Below are 19,443 nucleotides of genomic sequence, written 5' to 3' on the forward strand. Positions count from 1 at the left end.
CTTGAGTGGCAGTTTTCTTTTTTATAGCGAGTCCAGCAATGATCGTATGAATGCGGGCGCTCCTTCGGAGAGCCGGAACGACGTGAGTTTCATGCTCAAAGTGCTTGGGAGATCGATGCCCAGTAAAATCTCCTCAGCGAGCCCAAACTCGGAAAGTTTGCTCAAGAATATATAGTTGTCGCTACCGGATGAGGTTCCAATCTGACTACCGGGCTCGGCAAGCGATGCGAACAACGTAGATCGCTCCGCATCGCTCAAATTTCCTTTGACAATTCCATTTCTGCAGCAAAAATGGTGCCGGTCGGTTCATACTAGGCAAGTATCTGAATTGCTCACTTGTTCCACTGCAACATTCCAGCCTCATCCGACACAACCAGTGCCAATGAGATGCCATTTGAATCGAAACAATCGCCGTAGCCGGTGATACTGTGCGCGTCTGCTGAGAGATCTAGCAAGCCAGATCGAATAGGACTCAAACGAGTTGTGCTGACGCAAAGAGAAAACGGGCCACCGTTTTGCTGATCTTGTCGTTCTAGAATTCTTTGCAGACTTTCAGTTACTCTCGGAGGTGTATCCTCGGTTTGTAATGAATGACCATCATACCCTGATATCAATGAGGTTGATATATTCATCAAGTAGCGTGTGCCATTTTGATCATCGATAATCACTGCAACCTTGTTCGTCTCTGACGTTAAAGCCCTTGCGCGCCCTTGATACACATACCGACCGGGCACCTCCCAAGGTGCCATCGAGGAGTCGGTGCGAGGGCTAGCGACGTTTTCGTTTTGCGGCCTCGTTTCTCGATCTGGCTGCGCTAATACCAGAGCAATCAAACCCAAGATCAATGCCGCCGCCAAAACACCTCCTGTGCCAGAACTTTTTGAGCGCACTCTAGCTTTTTTTTGCCGGACCGACGCGCGGGATTTATTACGTGCAGATGCCTTGCCTCGATTTCGAGCCCCCGTTCTTTCGGTAGATTGCGTTATTCTGCCGTTTCCCCAACAACGCCCGCATGGGTGCGGATTATCCGCGAAAATGCGCCCCGTTCCGCCGCACTCGGGGCATTGAATGGTTCTCTGGGTCATCAATGGAACGCCTTCACCGATATCGACCTTCAGAAGGTAATTCCGTTGCGTTGGTACTTCAAGCAAACGGTTTTGTGGGCCGCTCTAGATCCAATAGAGAGTCTCCTGTATACAGGAAACAAGCGAACCAGAGCATGCTTTTTTAGCTATGTCATGGGAGCCGATATTGATGCCACGGGCTTTCTTTTTCGGTGATGATTGCGTCGGCAATTCGCCGGAACGGCGCGCGTATAGTATTCAATGTTGTTTTAGTAATCCCGCTGAACGAGATTGATCGGCCTTTGCTTGGTTTAATACTCAGTCACATAGAGGTGATCTTTCCGGGTGCCCCACCGGAAACTGGTTGCATTCACTGGTGGCATGAATTCCAGCCACGCCAAGCGCAACGAAGGCAAAGCCGACATCAAGTTGCCGTTGGAACTCAATGAGTTGTTGGGCCTGACTACGCCACATTTCCTCAAGCGCCGCAAACACCTGCTGCTCCATCTCTTCGTCATCTGCGATGAGCTCGATACGCCCAGAGTTTGGATAGAACTCGCCGCTGTAAATGACGTCATAAGTGTAGGCATTTGTCGGTCGCTGTGGGCCGTTCGGGCCGCGGGAGATGTTGGTCCGCGCCTCGACCCGAACCCGCGATGGCAATTGCTCACAAACTTGCGACAGATATGCCGAATACAGAAAAATTCGTTCGCGGTTGTGGTTCCAAAGCCGCTGCGTCGCACCTAAATGATATGGATAATACCAGTGTGCCAGCGCGTTTCTCGCTTTATTGTACTCATACGATCCTGAAGCCGCAGAATGAAACGCTGCGATAGCGTTACTTTCATCACCGTGTTGTTCGAAGATTAGCGTTGAATCGTCGCTGCAGACCTCGCCGGATACAAACACGCCTGGCATGACCATTGACACACCCGAAACGACTTTGAACTTATGATGGGGACTATCGCACCGTTCACTTCGCCGTGCGATGTCGCCGACCTGCCGCAACTCGCCCCAATTCGAGATCCCTTGCAATCGAAGTTCCGGCGTTGGAAAGGTCTTCTTGATGTACGGGTCTGTAAGACGATAGGACCAGTTTCCGATACCCGCTTCACACTTGTTCGACTGCGCCGCCGCTTTTGGAATCGCGATGAGCGAAAGAAAAGGCAATACGATCGCAACGCAGAACACCACTTTCGATCTAATCATTTCAGTTCATTCCTTTCAGCGTCATAACAGCATGACAAATCGGGTCATTGCGGTGATAGCATTACGGCTGCGAGCAGTCTGAAGACGGATGTTAAATCGCTCCAATCACCGCCCACACGGTAGGAGACGTCTCGAAGGTTGTGGTGGTAGTTTGTGAGACCCAAGCTACCGCAGCCCTTATGCGAAACTATATTCTGAACATCTCGATAGTAAATGGTACGATCCGCATTTGCGAGCCAGTTGGAGACATCTATGTCTCTGTCGTTCACGACGCGCGCGACGAGATCGAAGAAATCCGCAGGCCAGGAAAACGTCTGGATCGTTCCACCAGAGCTATTCGTTTCTTCTCGCGTGTACGGGTCGACGCTCACGGTCCAAGTTCGATATTGCACATGTGTGATGCCACCAGGAATATTATACGAGGGGCACAGCTCAACGATCGCTGTAGAGTAGCCCATAACAGCCTCGACAAGATCTCTGGAATGAGATCGAAAATAGGTGTCGGGTTCAACGCCGGTTATAAGCCCGATGCCTCCGCCACCGCTTAGACTAAATCCTGCCAGTTCGATTGCGTCATTCTTCGCTTGCTCTAAACGAGCCACTCGGTCAGCCCTTGCTTGTTGCACCGCCGCCCACTCTTGATCTGATCTGAACTCCTGCCGGCGGATGTGCTGCAGACCAACGAGCGTTTCATAGTACGATTGCACATCGGCGTCGGGTCTATGATTATTGAACCAGAATACGCCTGTCGTGCGCACTCCATTTGGGGGGTTCGCCTGCGTGCTAACGCGGAGAAAAGGAAGCTCCACCATGTCGAATGTCGTGCTGACCGAACTGGTTTGGAAACGCCTTCCAATATTGTCGAGCTGTACGCCCTCAAAAAAGAACTGAGCCGCGACGTTGCCCGAGATAGATGGGCATTTGGATCGAACCGTTGGGATCAATCCGTTCTCGATGACTGATTCTACGTATTCTTTGCTCAGCCGCTGCGTGTGGTCTTTGATGACCACGGAGGCGTTGAAAGAATTGAGGTTCGGATCGCAAGCTGGGCGGAAGTCATGCGAGTTGGATTTGAACGCGTGAATTGCATATTCCGGGTGATCGAACAGAAGCGCCCCTGCGCGATTGACGGTCCAGACTTTATTGGTTGTCCGAATGATCTCGGCTTGTCTTTGTCGTTCAGCTTCGGCGTCATTCTCTACGCGCGCTTCGGCGAGAACAGTTGCGCCGGCTTGATGTTTTTGAATCTCCGCCCGCCAACCGGCAACGTCATAACGATCCGTACGAGTTTGAAATGCTTCTGAGACGCCAGCGGTTCCGTACCAGTAATTGCGATTGTTCTGACTGCATCGCCTAAGCGCTTTGTCGATTTTGCGCTTATCTGAATTAGAGAGGTCGAAATACCTCTTTCCGAAGTGCGGTCGAAAAATGTCATCTGCAAAAGCGGGGGCGATGCGCTGCCGCTCCGTCTGCATGACCATATTTCCAGTCATAACACCGGCACCACCTAGCTCGCGCGCGATTGATACCCACGCATTCGCGACCTGGCATTGCTGAGCGTTGTTATTGGAGCCGAGTATAGTCTGGGCATTCGCAGATAAGACTGAACCAGCTATGGACAGCAGGCATACCACAAATCTCAGTCTCCATGATGACATCATCACCAATGCGTTCCTCCACTCGACATTAATCCGTTTTCTCCAGCCCCGCTTCAAATTTCATCCGCGTTGAGCGGTCACTTGATCACGATGGCTGGCACGTCTTCGATCCCGCAACTCCCATCGTGAAAACAAGCCCGGGGTCCTGTTCCAAACATCTCGACGACGCCTCTTGCCATCAATCGTGTGAGCATGTCTTCCTCTGCCTGTTGTCGCGCGACCATGTACTCTCGATAGTTCAGGTCCCAAATAAGCACATCGAAGAAACCGAAGTCCGGAAAACTATCGTAGCCGACCTGCAGTGATTGGCGCCCAGTTAAACCAGTACTCGAATCTACACGGTCGAGGTACTGGCTATGAAACCTCGCATTGGAAAACTTGCCCTCGTACCCGAAGATAATGGGGGAAAACGACTCCAAACTGTAACTTCCCAAGGGATGGTCTTGATACCTGAAGAACGCATGAGCGAACGATGGCAACTGGTCGCCCCCCGTAGGCACCCCGATGAACAGCTCATTTCGGCGAAGGAACAACGTGTCGAAGTAGAATCGCGCGGAAATATAGCCTGCAACCCTCGCACTGCATATCTGTCGGAAATGTCGCCCGAGTAAGTCTCGATACGACTCCCACAAAAACTCACGGGTTATTCTCGTATCGGGCCTAAGCTTCACCAAGATTTCGGGGTGTGCGATCCCGTAATCACATTTGGGTTCGTCTCGCTCAATAATCTGAGCGGGCCAAAAAATTGTGAGATCCTCAAACTCATACCGCAGATAATCGCCACTCCGGTCGAGAGTACTCATTTTTGTCCAAGTTATTTTTGCGCCCCGTTCGGGTGCTCCCGGTGCAAAAGGTAGAATGGCTTGCGCCCACGCCTGAGACCCAAAAAGAACTAAACACATCAGCGGCAGAAGCGTTCGCATACCTTGTTGTCCCCACAAAATTTGGCCGAAATGAGCTTCGACGATGCAATTCAGGTTCGCCAGCATGTTATCTTCCGCTGAGAATTGAACAAGGCAACCGCCACGAACTATGACTTGAACGAGCTTTGCGCGGCGCAAAGGAGCGCAAGATCATACGTTGAAAAGCCGACTTCCTAGGTCTACGTTTCGGTTAAGTAGGAACTAAGCCGATATAACGATAACGACTGCTTTGCGAGCAGAGGGAGACGTTAGCCCAGGGGCTTAAGTCGCCCAATTCTGTTGAAAAACTCTGCTGCTAGAGCGCGGGCTTTCCTCTTCGATCGTGTTCAGGCCTCTTTTTCTGCAGGGTGTTCGCTCTTCTCGACCGTATCACGCGGCGTTTTGGAGGGTGGTAGACGGTTTCGGGGCGTATCTGGCGAGTTTTCTGAGGTTTTGGGTGGTGGCAGCGAGGAGAAATTCGTCATTGGCTCCAGTGGGGCCGCGTAATCGTAATCGGCGCAAGCCATGTTGGCATTTCAGATGCGCGAAGCTCATCTCGACCTTCTTTCGATCTCGCCTCGATTGCTCGTATTCATCCGTTTCTCTCAGGCGCCTGACTTCGTCTCTGGCATGCTCATAGATGGATCGACCAACACGTTTGTTACGCGCGTTGGGACAGCATTTGTCTTTCAGCGGACAGACCGCGCAGTCTGAGCTGCTCGATCTGTACATTCGTTTCTTGTCTTTCGTGATGCCTGATCGCGGCACCTTATAGTTTCGTCGTTGATGGCGCAGCTCTTTGCCATTCGGGCAGGTGTAAAGATCACGGTCCTGATCATACACGAAGTCTTTGACGGTGAAGTTTGTCGTCGGCGCGCCGGGCGGCTCAAGCAGCGCGACATGTGGAGCGATCTTCTTTTATCGACCATCCAAGCAAGGATTTCACCGGCACCATAAGCTCCATCTCCCATCAGGCGTTTGGGCTTGAGCCCAAACCTATCCTCGGTCCGGTTGATCATAAGCTTCGCAGCATCGACTTCAGCGGTGCGATGAGCCGGCGTGGCTTCCACGTCCATAATAACCGATGTCTCAACATCCAAAAGGTAATTGGTTGACCAGGTAAACCGGGCTTTGCCGCCAACCGCAGCGGTCCAACGCGCTATCGGATCGGTGAGGGATACCTTCTTGCGTGGCGTGCTATTTTCAGTCTCGGTCTGATCGATCGCATCAAGATATTCTGTCACCGGGCGCGAAGCGATCTTTGGGTCTGACCAGTCAACAGGCTCGCCCTTCTCAACAGCGCGGTCTTCACTCGCATCCGCGCGGATCAGACTGGCATCAACCGCAAAGCCCTCGCCTTTGACCAAGCCCTCGGACATGCAGCACAACACGACTTGCTCGAACAGTTTCCGAAACAAGTCACTCTCACGGAACCGGCCATGACGTGCTTTGGAAAAAGTTGAGTGGTTCGGACCTTGTCTTCAATGCCAAGCTTGCAAAACCATCGATAGGCGAGGTTCAGATGAACTTCTTCGCACAAGCGCCGCTCCGATCGGATGCCATAGCAGTATCCAACGATCAGCATCCGGCACATAAGTTCCGGGTCAACCGATGGGCGGCCCGTGTGACTATAGAAGGGCTTTAGGTGCGCCCGGATGTCATCGAAATCGAGGAAGCGGCCAATCTTGCGCAGCAAATGATCTGCCGGAACCATCTCTTCCAGTGAGAACTCATAGAACAGCTTTGCACCGTCTTCGTCCAATCGTCCCATCATCGCGCATCTCCTCGATCTGCACGAAAATCACTGAATCAGAATTCGGCCACTTTGACTCGGAGTTTTTCAACACCATCGCCCTAAAACGGACTCTGAGAACGAACCGGCTGTAAGCAGTACCTGACTGTGGCAATGAGGAATGGAACGGATCAGCCAAGTTGGGGGGGCTGGGGAGGGATGGAAGTCTTTGGCTGCCCCTTTCCAAGATGACGCGGGCGAAGAATCCGATCACCCGCATCACCTGTTCGGATGCTAGAAGTCCATGCCGCCAGCAGGCATTGCTGGTGCCTCTTTATTGGGAAGTTCGGCGATACCTGCTTCGGTTGTGATCAGCAGAGACGCAACAGAGGTCGCGTTCTGGATTGCGGAACGGACAACCTTTGCGGGATCGATGACACCCATCGATACAAGATCGCCATAGGCTTCGGTCTGGGCATTGAAGCCATGTGCTACCGAGTTTTGTGCCAAGACATTGGCGACGACGACTGACCCTTCGATACCCGCGTTTTCTGCGATCTGACGGATCGGAGCCTCAAGCGCTTTTCGAACAATGTCGATACCGGCCTGCTCGTCAGCATTGAGACCTTTGGCCGTAATAGATTGCGCAGCGCGGAGCAGTGCGGTTCCGCCTCCTGGGAGGATGCCCTCCTCGACAGCCGCACGCGTTGCATTGAGTGCGTCATCAACGCGGTCCTTGCGTTCTTTCACTTCGACCTCGGTCGCGCCGCCAACTTTGATCACGGCCACACCGCCCGCCAGTTTGGCCAGACGTTCTTGCAGCTTCTCACGATCATAATCTGACGACGTGTCTTCGATCTGACGACGGATTTGAGAAACACGTGCTTCGATATCAGCTTTGCTTCCTGCGCCATCCACAATGGTGGTGTCATCTTTTGAGATGTTTACGCGCTTCGAAGTGCCGAGCATATCAAGCGTCACGTTCTCAAGCTTGATGCCGAGGTCCTCAGAGATGACCTGGCCACCGGTGAGGATCGCAATGTCTTGCAGCATTGCTTTGCGGCGATCGCCAAAGCCAGGTGCCTTGACAGCAGCGACTTTCAAGCCTCCGCGGAGCTTGTTGACCACCAAGGTTGCAAGCGCTTCACCGTCAACGTCTTCGGCCACAAAGACCAATGGACGCCGAGCCTCGACGACCCTCTCTAGCAGGGGCACAAGCGGGTGGAGCGAAGACAGCTTCTTCTCGTGCAGCAAGATGAACGGGTCTTCCAACTCCACTGACATCTTTTCTGCGTCATTCACGAAGTATGGCGACAAGTACCCGCGATCGAATTGCATGCCCTCGACAATTTCGAGTTCAGTTTCGAGCGACTTGGCTTCCTCAACGGTGATGACGCCTTCATTGCCAACCTTGTCCATGGCCTGAGCAATCATGTCACCGATCTCATTATCGCCATTTGCCGAGATAGTACCGACTTGAGCGATTTCAGAGTTTGCAGAGACCTTTTTCGAGGAAGTCTCTAGATGGCCAACCACCTCAGCGGCCGCTTTTTCGATGCCACGCTTGAGATCCATCGGGTTCATGCCCGCGGCAACACGTTTCATGCCTTCACGAACGATGGCCTGAGCGAGAACAGTCGCTGTGGTGGTGCCGTCTCCTGCGACGTCATTGGCTTTCGATGCCACTTCCCGCAGCATTTGCGCGCCCATATTCTCAAGCTTATCGTCAAGCTCGATTTCCTTTGCAACGGTAACGCCGTCTTTCGTGGTGCGTGGCGCGCCGAAAGACTTTTCAATGACAACATTGCGGCCTTTGGGCCCAAGCGTGACTTTCACGGCATTGGCCAGAGTGTCGACACCTTTGAGCATTTTTTCTCGAGCGATGGCGCCGAATACAACTTGTTTAGCAGACATAGTCTTACCCCAAAAATATTAGAGATGTTGAAGGTGGTTCAAGCAGCTTTTTTGCGCACGTGGCTGGCCTCGATGATACCGAGGATATCGCTCTCTTTCATAATGAGTAGCTCTTCGCCATCAATGGTAACCTCAGAACCAGACCATTTCCCAAACAGGATGCGGTCGCCCGGTTTCACCTCAAGCGGAATGCGTTCATTGTCGTCGCCAATAGCGCCGTTGCCAACAGCAATGATTTCGCCTTCCATGGGTTTTTCTTTGGCAGTGTCTGGGATGATAATCCCACCTGCAGTTGTATCGCTTTCGTCGATGCGACTGACCAGAACACGGTCATGTAATGGACGGAAAGTCATGGCTATTTACTCCTTGCCAGACAGCAGATTGGAGCGAGCACCGTGTTGGTTTTAACGGCTGAAACCCGCTCCTTTTTGGCACTCTATACCGGCGACTGCTAACGCCACATTCGCATGTGATGTACGTGATGATTTTCGTCAATCGGGCCGATTTATTAATTCGTTGCAATGTTCTGGATCGTCAAATTTTGCTTGCAGAAACGCACTTTTTGAGGCTTAGGCAAAAGTGCGTCCTGCTCACGCGAGGAAGTTTCTTCCTCTTGTTGTGGCGTCCGGAGAGCGGCCGGCGCGTTCTTTAAATGGAGAGTCCGCATGATGACAGTGCGGTGTTACCTCGCCCCCTCTGCAATTGAGGGTTTAGGCGTATTTACTGCGAACCATATTTCGCATGGAGAGCTTGTTTGGAATTTTGATCCAGAGTTCGATCAGATCTTTTCAACAGACTATGTCAAAGGACAGCCGGAACACGTGAGAGAGTTCCTCGAAAGATATACATATGCTCATCCGAGCGATCCGAGATTGATGGTGTTAGATTCTGACGAGGGTCGATACATGAACCATTCAGGTCGCCCAAATATCGATTTCAGTGACCCAGAAGTTGGCGTAGCGCTGCGTGACATCTGTGCCGGTGAAGAATTGACGTGCGACTATCGTCAATTCACGATCGGTCCGATTGTCCATCAAGGTCCGAGACACAGACTCTCGCCGATAATCATCCAAGAAAAACGAGGACGTCGATTATTCGCCCGCGGACACTAATCGCCAACGGATCATGTCCTCGGATCAAGATCACCTCCGGGTAATCCGGCTGGCAAACTAGGTTGCCAGTTGGATTGCTCTTCATCGGATACAGGTGCGCGCTCGATACGGCGAATTAGCATCACAACAAACAAAATCACCAAACAACCACTTGAAAAGGCGAACAGTCCGGATGGTCCAAGTGGACTTTGCATAATCAACCCTGCGAGAATCGGCCCAACCACTGAGCCAAACGCCCATACGATCAGGAGCATCGACATCATCGCGGTCATGTCTTCGTCGGACACGCGATCGACGCCGTGTGCTACGCAAACACCGTAGAATGAAAGCGATCCTCCGCCCCACACAAACAAGAGTAGATAAACTGCCGGAGTGGGAATCGAACCAGAGAGCAAGAAGAGCGCTAGCGTCGCGCCCCCGCTGATAAGTGTCATAAAGGCAATAACGTTTCGTCGATCCATGTGGTCGGAAATCAGACCTGCAGGCCATTGGCTCAGGAGCCCACCTATATTGGCGACGCTATACGCTATGCCCGCAGTCGTGAGTGCGTTCCCGTCACTTGAAAGTGTCGCAGCGAACACAGGCAGGAGCGCCAAGGTTCCGGAATTGACCAATCCGGCGATGAAAACGCCCGTCGTCGCGGACGGCGAGATCTTAAGCAAGCGCGTGATCGGTAATCGGCCCGAAGGCACTTTCGGGGGCTCTTGTCTCCGAGTAAGGCAGACCGGGACCAAAGCCGCGGCAAGAAATAATCCGCACCACAGGAAGTTTTTGGGATCCAATGGCGCCATTCCTAGAATGATGAGTGGGCCGCACAACAGCGCCGCTTTAGCCGCGACATTGTAAACGCCTAGGACGTTTCCGCGGTGTTGCTGAGGTGTGACCCGACCAAGCCAGGCTTCTGCGGCCGCAAACATTCCAGCAAATGTAGCGCCCTGAATAAACCGCACCAACGCCCACCCGATTTCAGATGTCCATAAGCCTTGAGAGATCGCCCCGACAGCTGTTAGCGCGGCGCCAGCAGCGAAGACCCGTATGTTTCCAATCTCCCCTATGAGACGCGGAGATAAGTAGGCCCCGGCCATAAAACCGGCGGCGTGGAGGCCCGCGATGATGCCGACTCCAATCGATGAGGTCCCCATTTCCGACAACCCGATCGGCGTGACAACGCTGAGCATACCGCCAGAAAGCTGTAGGAACCAAACTGCGAGGATAAGTGAAAGGACTGGGCGTATCGCGTGCATCAGGCGCCTCTAACTCGCACGCAACGCGTCTTTATGTTTCGACAAAGGACGCACTCTAGACTCGAGATACTCGTAAATTTTGTCTGCCACATCGATGCTCGTGGCTGTTTCGATGCCTTCCAAGCCGGGTGACGAGTTCACCTCTAAGACTTTCGGACCGGTTTCGGATTGGAGGATATCGACCCCGGCGACACTGAGGCCGAGTGTGCGTGCGGCGCGTCTCGCCGTATCGCGCTCCGCTTTCGTGAGCTTGATGGGCTCCGCAGTCCCACCTCGGTGCAAGTTGGACCGAAATTCTCCTTCGGCCGCTTTGCGTCGGATCGCACCAACCACCTTGTTGCCGATCACAAAGCAGCGGACATCCGCGCCGGATGCTTCGGATACAAATTGCTGCACGAGGAAGTTTGCGTCGAGCCCGCGAAACGCATCCACCAAACTCTCCGCAGCCTTGCGTGTTTCTGCCAGAACGACCCCTCGACCCTGCGTCGATTGGAGGAGCTTCACAACAACCGGTGCCCCTCCGGCGAGATTGATAAGGTCTTTTGTATCCTTCGGGGAGCTCGCAAATGCGGTTACCGGCATCCCGATGTGCGCATCCGATAAAAGCTGGTGAGCGAGGAGTTTGTCACGTGATGCGATGATGCCATTCGCATTGTTCAAGCAGTGCGCTCCGGTACTGGCAAATTGACGAAGGACGGCTGTTCCATACGCTGTGATTGACGCGCCGATCCGCGGGATCACCGCATCGTAGTATGGAAGAACTTCACCATCATAGTGCACTTCAGGGCGCAGCCCACCAATTTTCATATAGCATCGGCGCGTATCGATGATTTCGATCACGTGACCGCGATTTTGCCCCGCCTCCAAGAATCTCCGCGTTGAATAGGAATCGGGCTCGCGAGATAGCAGTGCGATCCTGAGCGGCCGTCGCACCGGCTTCTTTTTGGGCAGAGCTTTATAAGCGTCATAGCCTAGTTTCGGCTGAAGAAAGGATGCGTTCGGATCGACGATCATGTCTTCATCGATCGCTCGTCGCCCCAACAGCATGCGATAGGCCATATTTTCGCGATTGGTGAGCGAGATTTGGATCGGCCAGCTTCGGTTGCCGACACGCACGTCGGTTTCGATGACGTATCGCAGTTCTGTTTCCCCATTAGAGCTCGTGACGTCTCGGCGATCGACCACCCGTGCGGAACAGGTCAGCTCTAAATTTGGATTTTGAGGGTCGGGCTGAATCAGGAACCTCACCTGCGGACTGTCGGCTGGACCGAAAGGTTCAATGGCGACGGCATGGAGCGCAGATGTACGCGCGCCCGTGTCCACTTTTGCTTTGATCGCTGGAAGTCCAAGATCGGGTAGGTCTACCCATTCTTCCCAACCAAGGGTAAATGCGTCAGACATGGTTTCGTCCAATCGAATGCTTGCAAGATGAGATGGAAAAGGCGTACGAGCGCTAAAGCAACTACCCTTCTAAATCGAAGAAAAACCCCTTCAAACTATCCCGCTTTCGCCTCCGGCGACTATTTGGGATCAACTCTGGCTCGTTAGAGGTTTGGGTCTGTCGTGCTCGTTTAGAAGCACGTCGCGCAGGGCCCTTTTTCTTGAGACCGCTCATACGCGTATTCCTTCTGAGACATCGCGGAATGCGACTCAGATTCCGTACATTCAAAATCTCAGTTTTGCATCAAATTTTTAAGGGGAGGAAAACTTTTGGGGCGAGTTACGATCTGAATCGTTCGAGACTCAGATTTCCATACTCACTCCGCCCAAAGATCTCTCTTGTGTGAGCAAATCAGACTTTAACCGGTTTAGTTGTTCGAAATCATTGGTACTTCTAATCAGTAGCGCTATTGCTGGTGCATGAATTCGCTCGCGACGATACCGTTTTCAACCGATACGTGGCCTGAATGGCTGCAATCCATAGCACCTCAAATCTGGTTCGTGATCATCGGGTTCGCTCTCGGGTTAGGCGCATATTTCATAGGGTATTTGGCCAAACGCCTTGTTCGCGGTTTCGGAAGACGACGCTACGCTACAGAAGAGTTATTCGTTGGATCGAGTTGGGACCTAGCCGCTCCCGTCGTTCAGCTTTTGGTTTTTTTGATAGCCGTGACTGGCGGCTCGGAACTGATCGGATTCACCTTCGCTGATCAGATTGTCGGGTATTGGCCAAAGGCGTTCGCGGGCCTCGTGATTGTCGTTGCGGCGGTATTGCTCGCAAGTTGGATCAACAACTCTTTGCGATCGCTTGCCCAGAGGGCGCATGGCAAGAACCGGGTGGATGACACGCTGATCGGATTCGCAGCGTCGATGATCCGATACGCTATATTGGGTGTCGCAATCATCATGGCCATGATTCAGTTTGGATTTGCTCCAGGATCTCTCATCGCAGTGGTGGGTGCGGTTGGTCTAGCCATCGCGCTGGCGCTTCAAGATACGCTCAAAGCTGTCGCGGCGGGCTTTATGATAGCAGCGTTCAGACCATTCAGAATTGGAGATTGGGTTAGGATAGCGGATGAAGAAGGTGAAGTTTCGCAAATCACGCCCTTCAACACGACTATCAAGCAAGTCGATAACAAAGTCGTTTTGTATTCCAACGATCAAGTTTGGGGAAACCCGATCGTCAATCATACCCGCAATGTAAAGCGGCGCCTCGATTTGTACTTTGGAGTTCACTACGATACCGACCTCGATCATGCACTCGAGGTCTTAAGAATATTGGCCAACGACCACCCATTGGTATCTCTTAAATCGGAGACTTGGGTCGGCGTCCATGAATTAGGGGATTGGGCTATCACGCTGCGGCTTCGCGCTTGGGTTCCAACAAGAGAGTTTGTTCAAGTGAGAGCTGACCTAACCAAAAGTGTGAAACAGGTTTTTGATCGAGAACGGATCGAAATTCCATATCCGCATCAGGTTGAATACGTGCGCGAGGGTTTGGCGTTCAAGCGCCCAACCGATAGCGATGTGGACTAATACGACGTAGGCGTGGGTGGCCGCTTAGCGAGCATCTGTGGACGGCGGCCCCTTGGCAAGAGATTTTAGTTGGTCATCTGCAGGTTGGCCGTTAGCGGGCATCTGTTCGGCCTATTCGAGCGGCATTCAGACGCCGCTGGCCATCATGCGTTCCGCAAGATGAGGTTCCTTACAAAAGCACGCACTCAAGGGTGCTTGCTCGCAGGTGGATTGTCCTCACTTGTTGAACCTACGGGTCTGCATGACCTCCTTATGCTCTCACCAATCTCGTTTGCGCCTGTTCAGCGCGGCGACTTTATGCCGGCATTAGCTTTGCCGGATTGAACTTCTCTCCTTTGACCATCAGGGCCCAGATCATGCGGCCCATCTTGTTGGCCATGGCGATCGCAACCACCATCATCGGTTTACGCTCGAGCAAACGGCTAAGCCATGGATGCTTCGTGAAGCCGAGCTGTTTCGCTCGGATGATCATCGACATCGCGCCAGTAACCAGTAAGCGCCTCAGCTCCGGGTTGCCCTTCTTGGTGATCTTCCCGAGCCGCTCTCGCCCGCCACTGGAATGCTGTTTAGGCACAAGCCCGACCCAGGCGGAGAATGCGCGACCGGATTTGAAGATCTTTGGATCGGGTACTTCAGCGACCACACGTGTTGCGATGACCGGTCCGACGCCGGGTATCGTTTCCAGTCGCTGGCAGATGGCATTGGCTTTATGGGCCTTGAGGATCTTGCGATCCGTTTCCAAGATTTGCCGCTTCACGTGTCGGAGCTCGCTGGCGAGCGGCAGCAGGCACTCCCGCGCCAGGTCGGGGATGCGATCATCCTGATCGTCAGCCAGCGTGTCGAGGATGGCTTCAACGCCCATCCGCCCTCTGGAAGCGACGATACCGAACTCAGCCAAGTAGCCCGTAATGTGTTGATCAGCCGGGTCGATAAACGCACCCAATGATCGCGTACACCATGCAGGGCAAGGAGCGCCTGTTGATCTGGTGTTTTGATAGGAACGAACCGCATCGTTGGCCGGGTGACGGCTTCGCAGATCGCTTCCGCATCACGCATATCGTTCTTCTGGCTCTTGAGATACGGCTTCACAAACTGGGGCGCCATCAGCTTCACTTCATGCCCAAGTGCGCTCAGCTCACGGCCCCAATAGTGCGCTGTTGCGCAGGCTTCCATGCCGACCAAACACGGTTCCAACTGATTGAAAAAGGCGAGGACTCGCGACCGGCTGAGTTTGCGACGAACGACAACCTCACCCTCCGTGTTGATACCGTGAACCTGAAAAACCGACTTGGCTAAATCTAGGCCAATAACTGTGATACTCTTATCCATAGGCGTGCTCCTAATGTTGGCGGTGTGGATACCTTCACATTACCAGCTCAGTAGAGCTGGGTGGGGCACGCCGTCCACAGCATCATTAGCGGACATTAGCTCAGAGACGGGAAACACCCTAACACGGTCGCGTACGGGGCGGACATTCAGCATGGAACGTCTGTTAGAGATGGCGTTTCGTTCTGGTCTGGAGCAGGCTTGAAATGAACATCCCTTTGCGGGAATGGTATTTCTATGTCCGCGTCCCTGAACGCCTCGAAGGCGGACACCCGTAATTCGTTCTGAACCAGAATTCGGTCATCCGGTGTGCGGATGAATACGCGCATCTCGAAATCGAGTGAGCTATCGCCAAATCCGGCGAAGAAAACCATCGGTTCAGGAAACCGCGACACGCGATTATTGGCACGCATGACCTTGTCGAGAAGCGCCATGACCCGCCGTGGATTCTCCTTGTAGGCGACCCCAATTGGAAGAATGATTCGGCTGAATTTGTCCTTGTGTGTCCAGTTCGTGACCGACGACGCGATGAGTTCGGAGTTGGGCACGATAATCGACGAGCGGTCGAAGGTTTCGATCTCCGTCGACCGGACGCTTATGCGCTTCACAATACCTTCGCCAGACGAAACGATGATCCAGTCGCCGACCTTGATGGGACGCTCGAACAGAAGGATCAATCCGGAGACGAAATTGTTGACGATGCTTTGTAAGCCGAAGCCGATACCGACTGAAAGCGCGCCCGCGATGATGGCGAGATTGGACAGTTTGAGGCCAAGCATGGCGATCGCAGAAACAGCGGCAATCGTGAGGCCGACATAACCGATCAGCGTTTTGAAGGAATTACGAACCCCGTCATCCAGTGTCGCGCGTGCGAAAACCCGTCGGTCGGCGCCGCGCTGAATAAAACGTGTGCCAAGCAGTATTAACGCGAAAGTCAGAAGTGCTGAGAGGATCTGCGCGATCGAAATGGTTACCGCGCCGATCTGAAATCCGAAAAACGCATCCCAGATCCAGTCGCGAACTTCAGAGACTTCGAATCCAAGCACGACTAGAAGCACAGGTGTCGCCAGCGCAATCAAAGCGACATCGACGATCAAACCGATCCAAAAGTAAATCAGATGTTCTTCATGCTCTTCGATCAGTTCGTCAGCTTTTGCACGTTTGACCGCACGATGTCGCAGACCCTTCACGCCTTCCTGGGCGAGCGCCCGCGCAAACCAGGCAACACCCAGCACCGCTATAACGAAGAAGATCCGGGTGATCGCGTAGCGCGCCAGCGCCACATAACCTAAAAGCGTCGAAAGAATGATCAGGATAGCGATGAACTGTCCAGCTTGCCCCAGGAGGCGCCAGGTGCCACGGCTGTCCTTTGCGAATTCCTGGTGATCCTCCTGCAGGATCCAGCGTTTTTTTCTGCACAGTAGGAACAGCAAACCAGCCCCTATGATCGCCAACATGCTGCTTTGGATCCGCGTAAGTTCCGTACTCGCCCCGAGCGCCGTCGCCCCTGCATTGAGGGCGATGTCCACGACAAACAGTGTCGTCGCCGCCCAAAGGATAAGACGAATAGCAACCGCCGCGCGCGAACGAACCGGAACCAGTCGCCAGTCTCTAGCGCGCGGCGCAAAGATCGCAGTGGCGACACCATCGACGACAAAGATCGCGATCAGTCCGAACCACAAGGCTGTCATCACCGGCTGCAACGGCCCATCCACGAAGCCCTGAGCGCGCGCGGTTTCGAGCATTATGTATCCGCCAAGAATACCAGGGACGATGCGCGCCGCTGTGCGTGCGCCAGCAATCGCGGTTCGCGTCGATTGGGTGACACCGAGCCGTTCAAGATGATCGATCACTTTGCGATCGGTCCAGCGTCGGACTGGCCAGAATAGTCCAATAGCGATTGCGATCGCGGCAAACATCATCCAGAGCCGAAGGTCGGCGTTGGGTGCGTTTTCCACGTCAGCCGATTCATCCTTTGGCGCCTCGTTTAGCGCACGAAGCTTGGAGCGCCCCTCGTCGAAGCTTTGGAGTGCGTGGCGCCATTGCGAAGGCGCCAACGGTGATGGTCCTCTCGCGAATGTATCAGCGTAAAAGGCGACTCGCCTAAGATTGGCGATGTCTTCCAGCAAGCGCGAGGCCTGCGCGATGTTGACATCGCTCTGGCGAACAGCGTCACCGACAATACTAAGTTCTGACACAAGCTGAGCCCGCGTTCGCGCCAGATCCTCTGATTCCCGCACGCCTGGCTCCGGCATGGGGCCGAGGCGGTCAAGATCCGCCTGCAAGTCGTCCAGCTGCTCGCGCAAGGGCCGCGCAGCAGCAATCCCTTCGGATCGAAGGCTGCGCAAGGTTTCACGAGTGGCCAGATGGTCAAGTTCCGGATTGGAGGCGATCTCGGCGGCAATCATTTGCAGCGCTTCGCGCCGCGTGCCGACATCGTCAACCAACTGACTGTTTTGCGCAAAGGCGGGAGCAAGGCATACGAGCAGGCATGTGATGGAAAGAATCAGTCTCATAGCCAACCCAGCCTTTTGAACAGCCAGGTGATGCCACTGCCGAGGAAGAGCATGAGCACGCAGAGGATGGTGAAGGCAAGCGGACTATCAGCGCCGGGAATGCCTCCCACATTGACGCCAAGGAGACCGGTCAGAAAACTCAACGGTAAAAAGATCGCCGCGACGATTGAAAGAACCATCATATTATGGTTCATTTGCTCAGCGCGGCTATCAGCCAGTTGATCATGGAGGATCCCGCAGCGTTCGCGAATGGCGTCCATTTCCTCGACCAGTCGCGTAACTTGGTCGAGGGTTTCCCGCATCGCGATAATCTCTTGTTCCTGTAGCAAGCTACGACCTTCGAGCGTCAAATGGCCAAGCGCGTCTCGCTGTGGGGCGACGTAGCGTCGAAGTGCGATCGTCGTGCGCCGCAATTTAGCAAGCTCCGTTCGCAGACCTTGCGGCGCGTCTAGGCTCGCATCTTCAAGCGCGTCGACTTGATCGGCGAGGCCGTCGATGACCGGCGCCATGCGTTCAGTCATGCCGGCAGCGAGGGCGACGAGAAACGCGCCGACCGTGCTGGGGCCACGCCGTGTTTCGATGGCCTCACGAAGCGCTTGAACCGCGGCGAGCCGTCGTCGCCTGACTGAAATAATCAAATGACCGCAGACCCAGAGCCGGATCGAAACCATGTCTTCCGGATCGGAGGCGGGATTGAGGTTCACGCCGCGCAGGATCAGCAACAATCCGTCATCATGAGCGACGCATCTGGGCCGCGTTTCGTCTAACGTAAGCGATTCCGCCACGACCGGATCGGTATGGGTTTCTATCCAGCGCCGCGATCCATCATGGTCAAGATCCAGATGTACCCATCGATACCCGGATTTCGCCTTGGGCATGGTCGGCAGATTGTCAGGGTCGAGCTTCGTGGCGATACCCGTGGAAGCTGCGATATCGTAAGCATAGAGCGCGCCGATATCATTCTGAATCTCGGTCATGTAACTGCCCCGTCATCTGGGGGGCTTCGCCGTGAGCGTTTCCGGGCGAGCAGGTTCAGGCCCTCGACAAAGACACTGAACGCCATTGCCGCATAGATATAGCCTTTGGGCACATGCCGGCCGAACCCATCCGCGATCAACACCATGCCAATCATCAAAAGGAAGGCGAGCGCCAGCATGACAATTGTTGGATTGTCATTGACGAAACGCGATAAGGGTCCCGCCGACACATACATCAGCACAACAGCGATGATGACGGCGGTCACCATGATTGGAAGATGCGTGGTCATGCCAATCGCTGTCAGTATGCTGTCAATCGAAAAGACCACATCCAGCAAAATGATCTGAATAATAACGCTCGCAAATGCAGAGGTCTTTCTGCCAGGTGTGAAGACAGAAGGCGCCGGATGGGGATCAACCTTGTGATGGATCTCGGTCGTGGCCTTCCAGACCAGAAAGGCACCGCCCGAAATCAGGATCAGATCGCGCCAGGAGAAAGCAGTATCGAAGGTTGGCGCGCCATGTTCTCCTGGTGCACCTGTTATCCCAAGATCAAATACAGTCGCCGTGAGCCCCGCGATCCAGGCGATGGCGCCCAGAAGAACAAGACGCAGACCAAGGGCGAGACCAATACCGATCCGCCTTGCAAGCGGGCGCTGATCTTCCGGGAGCTTATTTGTCGCAATGGCAATAAAGACCAGATTGTCGATGCCAAGAACGACCTCCATGGCGGTCAGCGCAAGGAGCGCCGCCCAGGTTTCTGGCTGTAGAAAAAGGTCCATCATGATAAGCTCTCCGGAACCGCAGATACTG

At 53.9% G+C, this 19,443-nt stretch carries 13 protein-coding genes and 2 pseudogenes; 2 read left to right on the top strand and 13 right to left on the bottom strand.

Annotated elements, in window-relative coordinates:
• Window positions 1–332: 332 nt before the first annotated feature.
• The 7 genes and pseudogenes from MY069_RS05050 to MY069_RS05080 all read right to left on the bottom strand — a co-directional run bounded on the left by MY069_RS05050 (window position 333) and on the right by MY069_RS05080 (window position 8,832).
• Window positions 333–1,085, bottom strand: a complete 753-nt coding sequence (locus tag MY069_RS05050) for a hypothetical protein (protein WP_482795980.1) — start codon at window positions 1,083–1,085, stop codon at window positions 333–335.
• A gap of 297 nt (window positions 1,086–1,382) precedes the next feature.
• A complete protein-coding gene (locus MY069_RS05055) occupies window positions 1,383–2,273 on the bottom strand; it encodes a hypothetical protein (protein ID WP_482795981.1) in 891 nt (296 codons plus the stop codon).
• Between the two features lie 44 nt (window positions 2,274–2,317).
• On the bottom strand, window positions 2,318–3,766 hold the full coding sequence (locus MY069_RS05060; protein ID WP_482795982.1) for a hypothetical protein: 1,449 nt from the start codon (window positions 3,764–3,766) through the stop codon (window positions 2,318–2,320).
• A gap of 242 nt (window positions 3,767–4,008) precedes the next feature.
• Window positions 4,009–4,920 (bottom strand): hypothetical protein, encoded by a 912-nt coding sequence (locus MY069_RS05065; RefSeq protein WP_482795983.1) that lies wholly within the window; start codon window positions 4,918–4,920, stop codon window positions 4,009–4,011.
• A gap of 303 nt (window positions 4,921–5,223) precedes the next feature.
• Window positions 5,224–6,607 (bottom strand): annotated as a pseudogene (locus MY069_RS05070) (transposase).
• Between the two features lie 252 nt (window positions 6,608–6,859).
• Window positions 6,860–8,479: a chaperonin GroEL gene (gene groL, locus MY069_RS05075; RefSeq protein ID WP_482795984.1), complete on the bottom strand. Its 1,620-nt coding sequence runs from the start codon at window positions 8,477–8,479 to the stop codon at window positions 6,860–6,862.
• Window positions 8,480–8,517: 38 nt separating this feature from the next.
• Window positions 8,518–8,832: a co-chaperone GroES gene (locus tag MY069_RS05080; RefSeq protein WP_482795985.1), complete on the bottom strand. Its 315-nt coding sequence runs from the start codon at window positions 8,830–8,832 to the stop codon at window positions 8,518–8,520.
• A gap of 315 nt (window positions 8,833–9,147) precedes the next feature.
• On the opposite strand from MY069_RS05080, the gene MY069_RS05085 reads away from it, so the two are divergent.
• On the top strand, window positions 9,148–9,591 hold the full coding sequence (locus MY069_RS05085) for an SET domain-containing protein-lysine N-methyltransferase (protein WP_482796680.1): 444 nt from the start codon (window positions 9,148–9,150) through the stop codon (window positions 9,589–9,591).
• 11 nt (window positions 9,592–9,602) lie between these two features.
• On the opposite strand, the gene MY069_RS05090 is transcribed toward MY069_RS05085, so the two are convergent.
• Both MY069_RS05090 and rimK read right to left on the bottom strand, forming a co-directional pair.
• On the bottom strand, window positions 9,603–10,835 hold the full coding sequence (locus tag MY069_RS05090) for an MFS transporter (protein WP_482795986.1): 1,233 nt from the start codon (window positions 10,833–10,835) through the stop codon (window positions 9,603–9,605).
• A gap of 9 nt (window positions 10,836–10,844) precedes the next feature.
• Complete coding sequence (gene rimK / locus MY069_RS05095; protein WP_482795987.1) at window positions 10,845–12,236, bottom strand: 30S ribosomal protein S6--L-glutamate ligase; 1,392 nt, start codon at window positions 12,234–12,236, stop codon at window positions 10,845–10,847.
• Window positions 12,237–12,695: 459 nt separating this feature from the next.
• Between rimK and MY069_RS05100 the strand changes: the two genes are divergently transcribed.
• Window positions 12,696–13,811, top strand: a complete 1,116-nt coding sequence (locus MY069_RS05100; RefSeq protein WP_482795988.1) for a mechanosensitive ion channel family protein — start codon at window positions 12,696–12,698, stop codon at window positions 13,809–13,811.
• 295 nt (window positions 13,812–14,106) lie between these two features.
• Here the strand turns inward: MY069_RS05100 and MY069_RS05105 are convergent.
• The 4 genes and pseudogenes from MY069_RS05105 to MY069_RS05120 form a co-directional block, all read right to left on the bottom strand.
• Window positions 14,107–15,140: pseudogene (locus MY069_RS05105) on the bottom strand (IS110 family RNA-guided transposase).
• A gap of 146 nt (window positions 15,141–15,286) precedes the next feature.
• Window positions 15,287–17,653 (bottom strand): DUF3772 domain-containing protein, encoded by a 2,367-nt coding sequence (locus MY069_RS05110; RefSeq protein WP_482795989.1) that lies wholly within the window; start codon window positions 17,651–17,653, stop codon window positions 15,287–15,289.
• Window positions 17,650–18,630: a zinc transporter ZntB gene (locus tag MY069_RS05115; protein ID WP_482795990.1), complete on the bottom strand. Its 981-nt coding sequence runs from the start codon at window positions 18,628–18,630 to the stop codon at window positions 17,650–17,652. The genes MY069_RS05110 and MY069_RS05115 overlap by 4 nt, the downstream gene beginning before the upstream one ends.
• The gene (locus MY069_RS05120) at window positions 18,627–19,415 is read right to left on the bottom strand and encodes a TerC family protein (RefSeq protein ID WP_482795991.1); all 789 of its coding nucleotides are present in this window, start codon (window positions 19,413–19,415) and stop codon (window positions 18,627–18,629) included. Before MY069_RS05120 ends, MY069_RS05115 begins: the two co-directional genes overlap by 4 nt.
• Between the last annotated feature and the right edge of the window lie 28 nt (window positions 19,416–19,443).

Source organism: Hyphomonas sp. ske169 (assembly GCF_056850855.1).